Raw genomic sequence first — 10272 nt, forward strand, 5'->3', positions numbered from 1 at the left:
CTTGCGAAACGTCACTTAAAATTTTATTCAGAAATTTTATTTTATACTACAAGTTTTGATGCCAGCCACCTCTATTTTCGTAATAGTAGTTAAAAAGATATCCTAGGCTGTTCTTTCCATTTAAAAATTAGTCAATACATCAATATTATATTTTGTATGTGCGCAGTACAGAACATATATGAATAAATTGATTATAAAAATAGAGTACTACAAGCGATATAGACTGTTGACTCTTGCGAAACGTCACTTAAAATTTTATTCAGAAATTTTATTTTATACTACAAGTTTTGATGCCAGCCACCTCTATTTTCGTAATAGTAGTTAAAAAGATATCCCAGGCTGGTCTTTTCATTTAAAAATTAGTCAATACATCAATATTATATTTTGTATGTGCGCAGTACAGAATATATATGAATAAATTGATTGTAAAACTCTATGTCGGGAGCACACGACAAAACAAATCATTAACAACTAATTTCCCGCTTTCAAGGGTTATTAGAATAACAAATTATAATTTAAAAAATATGGCAAAAATACCAACATATACTGTGGATCCTGCGAAACGCCGCATCCTTACGGTTGAAAATATGGAAGAGTTAGGAATAACTGATGAATTGATTAAGGGAATCATGAATAAAAAACTAATTGGTTTAACCTATAATCAAGTAAATGAGAATGGACAGGAGGTTAAAGTAAATGATAAGGTTGTCGAATTATCACCAATAGGAATATCTATCAATGATAGAAAATTTGGTAATTTTCCTGATCCAAACGCGGCAAAACGAGGATGGATGGCTTTTTTTGAGATTGGAGCTCCTTTGTTTGAAGAAAGGTCAAACATTATTCAGCCTGTGGCGGATATATTATCTACGAGAAGCTATGAAAACAGGTCGGATCTCGACCGTCAATTTTCTGACAACATTGAATTTACCGTAGGAAATACCATCAATTGGACTTTGGCAGGTATGGGAAGCTCTACCTTTGGAGGAAAGATTGCTGGGGAGTTACAAGGACAAATTTCAAAAACTATAGAGACTATTTTAACAGAGAGCTTATCTAATAGTTTAGCAAAATATGATAGCAATACCATCACGAAAACCAAGCATTTGCACAATCATAAAGACAACCAAGGTACCCAAAGCGTAATTTCTGCTGCAGCCCAATCAGCAACGACTAAAACAACTAATTTTACTTTCACCAATTCAAATAGATTAAGTTATACAGGAACAGGTACGGCTATTGGTCGTGGAGAATTAAGTGCAGACTTAGGACTTTCTTTAACAGGAACGATTTCTGGTACCCTAACAACAGCATGGAAATCAAATTCTAATGTTTCAGGATCTATTCCGAAAAACTCTCGTGTTGAAACTTTAGCAACACAAAGACGTCAGGTAAAACAATTTACTTACGAAATACCTATTACATTTGACGGATATATTGGATTGAATTTTGAGGAATTAGTTAATCCATATAAGAAATCTAGTCCACCTCGTCATCCTATGTTTACTAAGGATATTGGAATTAAAACATTCCCTGTTCATATATCCGCTTTAGAGCTGTTGGCAGCGAATGATAAATACAGAGCAAAAGGAATGGCAGAAAAAGTATCCGCTCTGGACGTCAACCATACTATTTTCGAGACTAAGCAAATTCCTAACATTGATAGTAGTAAAGAGACTTTCTCTGTGGTTCGTCCTCATAATTTATAAATTCAGTAACTTATTAATAAACAAAAATATGGCATTTCAAGATATATTTAATTTTGGCCGCAGTACGGCTGCGGGAGGTAGCAAATCAGAGCAGGAACTTTCTGGATTCATACCAAAAGAAGAAAACGAATCAATCAGTACACCTCCTCACGATCCGTTTAAGCCTCAAGAAAAAGTACAACAAGACCCAAAAATTGTGAGAGAAACATCACCACAGTCCAATATTATATTCAATTTTATCAAATCTGTAACTTCTGATATTAAAGGATCTAATGACAGTGTAGAGACATCAATGGGTAACCCAGCAACAGTAACCGGTCCAGCAGCAGGGGTTATGGGTAAAGCGAGAGAAACTTCTGATAAGGTTAAGGATGATACTCCAGCTTCTTATACAGACGTTACTCCTCCGCCTAAACCTAAAAATGATAAACCAGGTGGATGGGATGACGAAACAGAAACAAAGGAACCTAAAGATCCCGCAAATCCTAAAGACTTTAAATAAACCCTAAGTAAGAGGTAACATGTAATCAGATGTTTGTAATAAAAAACACTGATAAGGCCTAAAAGGCTATTATAGATTTTAAGTCAAAAATATTAATTAGACCAAAGCAATAAAATTATTGCTTTGGTTTTTTTATGCATCTTGTTTTAAAATTTGATATAAACAACATGAGAACTGACAGATATTTCAATATTTTTAATAATATGATTAATTTTTCATCTAAAATAACTTTTTACAGAAAATTAAGATCTTACCTCGCAGTGTATTTAGAAAAAAACCTTCTCATTATTATACAAATAAACACATAAACAAGAATAATTTATATTATTTGTAGCTTTATGGTGGGTTGATTGAATACTCCGGATTTGAATATTGTATAAACATTATAGTGAAAATTGAAAACTGAGTGATTACATCCTGTAGTATTATAATATAAAACAGTCATATACAAACCTTTAACCACAGAAAGAACATGATAAAAAACAGCATTTATCACTCAACCTTATATAAGGCATTCTTTTTGCTGAAAAAATAAAGAAACTTAAACATTTGTTTAACAAGTATTGAAAGAAACTATCAATGGAATTTAACATTTGATTTAGAATTTATCTAATACTTTGTATCTTTAACTATTAAAAAAATACCCCAATGAAAATTGAACAAATATATACGGGCTGTCTGGCTCAGGGTGCCTATTATATTGTATCAGAAAACGAAGCTGTCATTATTGATCCATTAAGAGAGGTAAAACCTTATCTGGATCGTCTGGAAAAAGATAATGTCACTTTAAAATATATTTTTGAAACTCATTTCCATGCTGACTTTGTTTCAGGGCATCTGGATCTGAGTAAAAAAACCGGAGCTCCTATTGTGTACGGCCCCACTGCTGCTCCTGAATTTGAAGCCATTATCGCAGAAGACAACCAGGTTTTTGAAATTGGAAAAATAAAAATAAAAGTACTTCATACTCCAGGCCATACTATGGAGAGTACTACTTATCTTTTAATTGATGAAGATGGTAAGGAAACAGCAATCTTCACAGGGGATACTCTGTTTTTAGGAGATGTGGGAAGACCAGATCTTGCACAGAAAGCAACCAATCTTACTCAGGAAGATCTTGCAGGTATTCTGTATGACAGTCTTCAGAACAAAATTATGCCATTGGATGACAGCATAACTGTTTATCCGGCTCATGGAGCAGGTTCCGCATGTGGAAAAAATATGCAGAAGGAAACGGTAGATATTTTAGGGAATCAAAAGAGAACAAATTACGCTCTTAATCAACCGGATAAAGCTTCTTTTATCAGAGAAGTACTTGACGGACTGACTGCACCACCAAAATATTTTGGAATGAATGTAGCGATGAACAAAGGAGGTTATGAAAGTCTGGATACAATAATGGACAAAGGACTGCAACCTGTGTCTCCTGAAGATTTCGAAGCATTGGCTGAAGAAACGGGAGCTTTGATTCTGGATACAAGAGGAGCTGCAGATTTCCATAAAGGTTTTGTGCCCAATTCTATTAACATAGGTTTAAAAGGTGATTTTGCCCCTTGGGTAGGAACATTAATCGTAGATGTAAAACATCCTCTATTATTGATAACGGAGGAAGGAACTGAAGAGGAAGTGATCATCAGATTAAGCAGAGTGGGATTTGATAATGTTGTAGGATATCTGAAAGGAGGTTTTGAAGCCTGGAAAAATGCGGGCCAAGAAATCGACGAAGTGAAAAGAATCTCCCCTTCTGAATTTGCAGAACAGTTTACAACTGATGCAAAAGTAATTGATGTCAGAAAACTAACGGAATATTCTGCTGAGCATATTGATAATGCTTATAACAGACCTTTGGATTCCATCAGCGACTGGGCCCGAAATCTTGACAGCTCGGAACATTTCTTCCTTCATTGTGCAGGAGGATATAGAAGCATGATTGCAGCAAGCATACTTAATTCACACGGAATCAGAAACTTCACTGAAATAGAAGGTGGTTTTAACGGTATTAAAAAAACAGAAAAACTTCCTACAACAGACTTTGTATGCCAATCCAAAACATCATAACCTCATGAAAGTTAATTTTTTTGGAATTGCCCTGGTTTCATTTTTAGCATTAAGCAGCTGTAAAACAACTCATTCTGCGGAAGCTCCCAAGGCTAACATTAAGGAAGTTGTGACCAGTCCGGATGTAACATTGGTAGATGTAAGAATTCCTGAGCAATACGCTGCAGGAACAGCAAAGAATGCTATCAATATTCCTTTAGCAGAAATTCAGAACAATATTGAAACCCTGAAGGGTAAAAAAGTAGTTGTCTTCTGTAATAAAGGAGTACAGGCAGATCAGGCTATGGAAATTTTAAAGAAAAACGGAGTGGAAGCCTATGATGGAACGAGCTGGAAAAATGTGAAAGGCATCCAGGACGAAACTGATAAAAAGTAATTCATAAAACTCAAACTATGTCACAAAAATTTCAGGAAATCATCAATTCCGAAAGACCGGTACTTATTGACTTTTTTGCCACCTGGTGCCAGCCATGCAAGGTTCAGTCTTCGGTTTTAAATACGGTAAAAGAAAATATAGGCGAAGGAGCCAGAATCATCAAAGTAGATGTAGACCAATACCCTGCTCTGGCAGCACAATATGGGGTAAGAGGTGTTCCTACTTTAGCTGTTTTCAAAAACGGAGAGCTTCTCTGGAAAGAAAGCGGAGTGCATGATGTCAATACATTGACCAATCTTCTGCAACAATATAGTTAAGACTAAAAATAAGGCTGAGTTCACTAAAACTCAGCCTTATTTTTTATAAATCCATTGAAAAATGATCGCGGTCATTTAAAAACTGGAAGTGTGTTCTGAAATCCTTCAATTCATTCATATCCAGTTCTGCTGAGACAATATTTCCTTTTTTATCTGAAATTTCTTTTCCATCACCAAAGAAACAATGTGAGCTCTCCTGATAAAACAGATTGTTTCCATCCGTTCCTATTCTGTTTAATCCAAATACAAAAGAAAGATTTTCGATAGCCCTTGCTTTTAGTAAATGCTCCCAGGCTCCTACTCTTTTTTCAGGCCAATTCGCAACATATAAAACAGCATCATAATCATCATTATTTCTTGCAAACACCGGGAAACGAAGATCATAGCATACCTGGAGCAAAAACCGTATCCCCTGATATTCTACGATGACCCTATTTTTCCCCGGAGTATATACTTTATCCTCTCCTGAGAAAGAAAACAAATGCCTTTTATCATAAAAAGCAACTTCTCCATCCGGTTGTACAAAATACATTCTGTTGTAAAAACTACCATGTTCCTCTACTGGAGCACTTCCACAGAATGCTGCATTTTTCTTCTCCGAGATCTTTTTTAAAAACTTCAGAGATTCTTCATTTCTGTCAGAAACTTCTGATGCATCCATACAAAAGCCTGTTGAAAACATTTCAGGAAGTAAAAACAGATCCGCTTCCAGGTTTTCAAGTTCGTTCTCTATTGTTTTAAAGTTTTCAGCTTTATTTTTCCAGATGATATCCAAATTGAGCCCTACAATCTTCATCTTTTTTATTTTAAATTAATTCAATATCTAAAGGATAAAAATACGCCTTTTATGTTGAATAAAGAAAGGCGGCCTATAATTCTTAATATTTATTAAAGTCTTCTGTTTTTGTACTATTCAACATCTTTCGGTTTCATTTTTGATGCAGGTAATTTTTATTAATATCATTAAAAATTATAAAACTTATGAAGAAATTGGTTTTTATGGTGATGATGTTCTTTTTCGGAATCACAGCTAATGCTCAGGCATGGACTGGAAAAGGAGATCAAAAAATCCAACTGGGTCTGAGCGCCTGGGGATATGGAACCGGGGTAACAGGAACTTACGACTACGGACTGAACAAGCTCATATCCGTTGGAGCAGGTCTTAATGGTTACTTCAGTAATTATAAGAACAACGATAAGGATAACCGGGTGTTTGTTTTTGGCAGATTGAATTTCCACCTTCAGGAAGCTTTAAGCCTTCCGCCAAAGTTGGATATTTATCCTGGCGTTGACGTAGGAGTTGTTGGAAAAGACTTTGGAATAGGAGCTCATATCGGAGCACGCTACTTCTTTACAGAAAGAATTGGGGTATTTGCAGAGGTAGGTAATAACGGAAGTCTGGGAGTTTCTTTCAATTTATAATCAAATAGTCCTGAAATATGACAAAGCTTCTCGTTTCGAGGGGCTTTTTTATTTGGCATAGTTTTGATAATTGTTACCTTTGCAAATTAAAATCTAAAATTTATTAATGGAAATAGCAATCAAACTCTTCCAGTTCATTCTGAGTATCTCTATACTTGTAGTTCTTCATGAGCTTGGGCACTTCTTACCGGCAATATGGTTCAAGACCAGAGCAGAAAAATTCTTCCTGTTCTTTGATCCTTACTTCTCCATATTCTCGATGAAGAAAATTAACGGAAAATGGAAGTATAAATTCTTCTCACAGAATCTGCCTGATACGGAAGTAACTGAGGTAAACGGAAAAAAGGAAGAAGTTCCTATCGATATATCAAAACTTTCTGATGATGATTGGAGAAAATATCCGGAGCAAACCAAATACGGTATCGGATGGCTTCCTTTCGGTGGATATGTAAAAATTGCCGGAATGGTAGATGAAAGTATGGATACTGCTCAGATGAAAAAACCAGCAGAGTCATGGGAATTCAGATCTAAACCGGCTTGGCAGAGACTTATCATCATGTTGGGTGGAGTTACCGTAAACTTCTTCTTAGCCTGGTTAATATTCTCAGCCTTAGTTGGAAAAAATGGGGAAACGATTTTTGACGCTGATAAAATCACAACTCCTCTTCATTATACTGCTGCGGCTAAGAAAATGGGATTCCAGGATGGAGATAAAATATTGAAAGTAGATGGAAAGGTCCAGAAAGACTTCAAAAAACTGGCATTAGATGTTTTATTAAGTGATGAAATAACCGTTTCCAGAAATGGAAAAGACGTTACTTTCCCAACTAATGATGATGGAAAAGTAATGGCATTTCATGATCCGGAGCCAAGATCATTCTTAACCCCAAGAATGAATCCTATTATTGATACCATTGTTACTCAATCTACAATTGACGCAGGTTTAAAACTAGGTGATAAAATTGTTGCCATCAATGGAACTCCTGTTTCCTATTATGATGAAGTAAAACCTTTGGTAGTCCCTAATGCAGGAAAAGTAGTAGATTTCCAGGTAGTAAGAAACAATCAGACTGAAGACCTTAAAATCCCGGTATCTAAAGAAGGAACTATTGGAATTCTTTCTTTCAAGGAAGCTGAGAAATTTATGGTTCATAACGAATACAACTTCTTTGGTTCTATAAAAAGAGGGTTTACCCTTACCATTGAAAGTTTAACGTATCAGATCAAGCAGTTTAAATTAATTTTTAACAAAAAAGTTCAGGGATATAAAAAAGTAGGTGGGCCACTTGCTATTGTTAAGAATATGCCAGTAAGTAAAGATGCAAAAGGTGGAGTTTCCATAGACTGGTCTGCATTCTGGGGCTTTACAGCAATGTTCTCTGTATGGTTGGCATTCCTGAATCTTATTCCTATTCCGGGACTTGATGGCGGACATGTTTTATTTACGCTATATGAAATGATCGTAGGAAAACCGGTTCCTCAAAAAGTATTGGAAAACGCTCAGATGGTGGGAGTTATCTTCCTTTTAGGATTGATGGCACTGATCTTTGGAAGCGATATTATTAAAGCCATTACGGGAACTTTATAATTTTTTGAAAATTTTTTTAAAAATATTTGCAGGGTATAAATATTCGTCCTATATTTGCACCACTTAAAACAAAGGACATTCCTCCTTAGCTCAGTTGGTTAGAGCATCTGACTGTTAATCAGAGGGTCGCTGGTTCGAGCCCAGCAGGAGGAGCAAAAAAGACTTACAGAAATGTAGGTCTTTTTTTATTTCTACTTATTCCAAAATTAGAACACTGAGAAATTTTATAAGATACAAGGCTAAATTATTTGGATCAGATACAAAACTTGGGGATATACAAAAATTTATGCTCCCCCAATCAAAGAAGAATTATTCAACCGCTTTATTTTAGGAATGCTAATAATCACGATAACATATTGATGAAACGATAGTCTTATCTATCTGCCTGGAAAGAATCAATTTCATTCATTTGACCTTTATCTCCTTCAGGATATCTACTAAAGCTTTATGTAGAATTCAAAGTAACATCAATAATACTTTTTGATACCATTCTTTGCGCTGTAGCTTTATTATTTTCTTAGTCAGAACTGAAACAATACCAAAATTCTTTTTACCGGATTTGATATGCAGGACTTTTATAAGCCCATCAGGGAGCTTAAAAAATGATTTGAAGACAATTCCTTTCAATGTTATAAAACCTGACTAATTAAGCTAATTATTAGCTAATTTCAGAGATGAAAGAAACACTATTCTTTTACAGAATTAAATGGTTTTACCAAGGGTAAGTTTATGATCGAAAATATTTTATTGATTAAAGCCACACAAATTCATTCTTTTAACCGTAATAATCATATTAATGGCTTCACCACATATGGGGGAAGATTGATAAGATCAGCTGGGAAAAGAAATCACTCGAGCAGTTTTTCCTAAAAACATATCAAAAGATATTGATTACTTACTATTCATGATCCAATCCATTACCTGCGTCTACTGATATAAAAGATTTTTTTATGAAAAAAGTCCCCTTGGAGACCGTTTTTCTCACGCACAATTCTAATTCTAATTATTTTATGTAATTTTAATTTATTGAAAAATAAAACGATAGCAATTTTCGTTAAATATTAAGGAATAAAAACTTGCTTAGTACGGATATTCATATTATATTTGCACCACTTAAAACAAAGGACATTCCTCCTTAGCTCAGTTGGTTAGAGCATCTGACTGTTAATCAGAGGGTCGCTGGTTCGAGCCCAGCAGGAGGAGCAAAAAAGACTTACAGAAATGTAGGTCTTTTTTTATTTCCATTCATTACAAGATAAAAACAAGCAGCAATCTTATAGGATCTGATTTACAATTTGGATAAAATTATTTTTTCATTCAGATTACAGCTCTGCACATTGCATACCTTTAATCATCAAACATGAACTATAATCGGATTCAAACAACCTTATTACTTTTGAAAAGGTATATAGCCAGCAATTCATACAAGTTTGTATAAATCATATTCTAAAATTTTATCCCTATAAAGTACTGTAGCATGGCAACCTATATAATCATTTCACTACAGCCTCAAATAAGCCATTTTTTGCCATAATTACAGCTCCGATACAATTGGTATTGATCATCTAATTTTAAGGCTAAATAAGCGTAAATAATAAATAGATTAGTAATAAAGCTAATAACATGTTCTTTGTCTAGTATAAATTTAGCTTTCATTCCAATCTTTATTAGCACCTAGTTGAGCGGCAGACAGATAATCAATGTTTGTCTAATGAGATTTATTTGCTTTTATAATGAATGAATGATTGAATGATTGACTAACGAATAATCACATTGCAAACCTTAACGGTCACTTATTCATTAGCTTTGTCATCATGGCTGTTGTCGACTGAAAGGTTACTTGCTATTTCTTCATAGTTTCATTTCTCCAGCATTCATTAGAGATACTTTTTATGGCATAACCTGGATCTTTCAGGATGACAGAATACGGTAAGACAAATGAGTCCAATCACACCAGGAAATAGCTTGATAAAATAAAAGATGGAGGGATAAAAGTAAAGACACGGTAAACAGAAAATAAGCAGCAGGGATTCTACAGGCTGAGCATTCAATAGAAACGGGCTTTAGCCAAAACATAGATAATAGATAATACTTATTGCTTATCCCCATTGTATTGGAGTATTTGAATACTTGGAGAGTTGGAGTTGTAGCTTAGATTTTGGGTTGGGGTTGTATTGGGGTCTCTGAGTATAGAGCAAAAAAAAAATCCTTTATCTTTCGATAAAGGATTTTTAAAAATAAAATAAAAACTGGCGGCGGCCTACTCTCCCGCGTTAGCAGTACCATCGGCGCTGGTGGGC

General features: G+C 34.8%; 8 protein-coding genes and 2 tRNA genes. 9 read left to right on the plus strand and 1 reads right to left on the minus strand.

Annotated elements, in window-relative coordinates:
• Positions 1-410: 410 nt before the first annotated feature.
• The 5 genes from WH267_RS24840 to WH267_RS24860 all read left to right on the plus strand — a co-directional run bounded on the left by WH267_RS24840 (position 411) and on the right by WH267_RS24860 (position 4962).
• Positions 411-1709, plus strand: coding sequence for a hypothetical protein (locus WH267_RS24840; RefSeq protein ID WP_340011680.1), 1299 nt, complete (start codon positions 411-413; stop codon positions 1707-1709).
• Positions 1710-1737: 28 nt separating this feature from the next.
• The gene (locus WH267_RS24845; protein ID WP_340011682.1) at positions 1738-2211 is read left to right on the plus strand and encodes a hypothetical protein; all 474 of its coding nucleotides are present in this window, start codon (positions 1738-1740) and stop codon (positions 2209-2211) included.
• A gap of 648 nt (positions 2212-2859) precedes the next feature.
• Entirely contained in the window at positions 2860-4269 is a 1410-nt protein-coding gene (locus WH267_RS24850) for an MBL fold metallo-hydrolase (protein WP_115969680.1), read from the plus strand.
• Positions 4270-4273: 4 nt separating this feature from the next.
• Positions 4274-4645 (plus strand): rhodanese-like domain-containing protein, encoded by a 372-nt coding sequence (locus tag WH267_RS24855; RefSeq protein ID WP_340011683.1) that lies wholly within the window; start codon positions 4274-4276, stop codon positions 4643-4645.
• A 17-nt stretch (positions 4646-4662) separates the two neighbouring features.
• The gene (locus tag WH267_RS24860; RefSeq protein WP_115969676.1) at positions 4663-4962 is read left to right on the plus strand and encodes a thioredoxin family protein; all 300 of its coding nucleotides are present in this window, start codon (positions 4663-4665) and stop codon (positions 4960-4962) included.
• 43 nt (positions 4963-5005) lie between these two features.
• On the opposite strand, the gene WH267_RS24865 is transcribed toward WH267_RS24860, so the two are convergent.
• Entirely contained in the window at positions 5006-5758 is a 753-nt protein-coding gene (locus WH267_RS24865) for a nitrilase-related carbon-nitrogen hydrolase (protein ID WP_340011684.1), read from the minus strand.
• A gap of 185 nt (positions 5759-5943) precedes the next feature.
• On the opposite strand from WH267_RS24865, the gene WH267_RS24870 reads away from it, so the two are divergent.
• From WH267_RS24870 to WH267_RS24885, 4 genes are all read left to right on the plus strand, one after another.
• Positions 5944-6384: a DUF6646 family protein gene (locus tag WH267_RS24870; RefSeq protein WP_115969672.1), complete on the plus strand. Its 441-nt coding sequence runs from the start codon at positions 5944-5946 to the stop codon at positions 6382-6384.
• A 106-nt stretch (positions 6385-6490) separates the two neighbouring features.
• Positions 6491-7972 carry an RIP metalloprotease RseP gene (gene rseP / locus WH267_RS24875; RefSeq protein WP_115969670.1) on the plus strand — a complete coding sequence of 494 codons (1482 nt, stop codon included), beginning with the start codon at positions 6491-6493 and terminating at the stop codon, positions 7970-7972.
• 79 nt (positions 7973-8051) lie between these two features.
• Positions 8052-8125: transfer RNA gene (locus WH267_RS24880), tRNA-Asn, on the plus strand.
• A gap of 976 nt (positions 8126-9101) precedes the next feature.
• Positions 9102-9175 (plus strand) — tRNA-Asn (locus WH267_RS24885).
• The last annotated feature ends 1097 nt before the right edge of the window (positions 9176-10272 follow it).

Source organism: Chryseobacterium sp. MYb328, assembly GCF_037572595.1.
In the GTDB taxonomy this organism is placed as follows: Bacteria; Bacteroidota; Bacteroidia; order Flavobacteriales; family Weeksellaceae; genus Chryseobacterium; species Chryseobacterium pennae.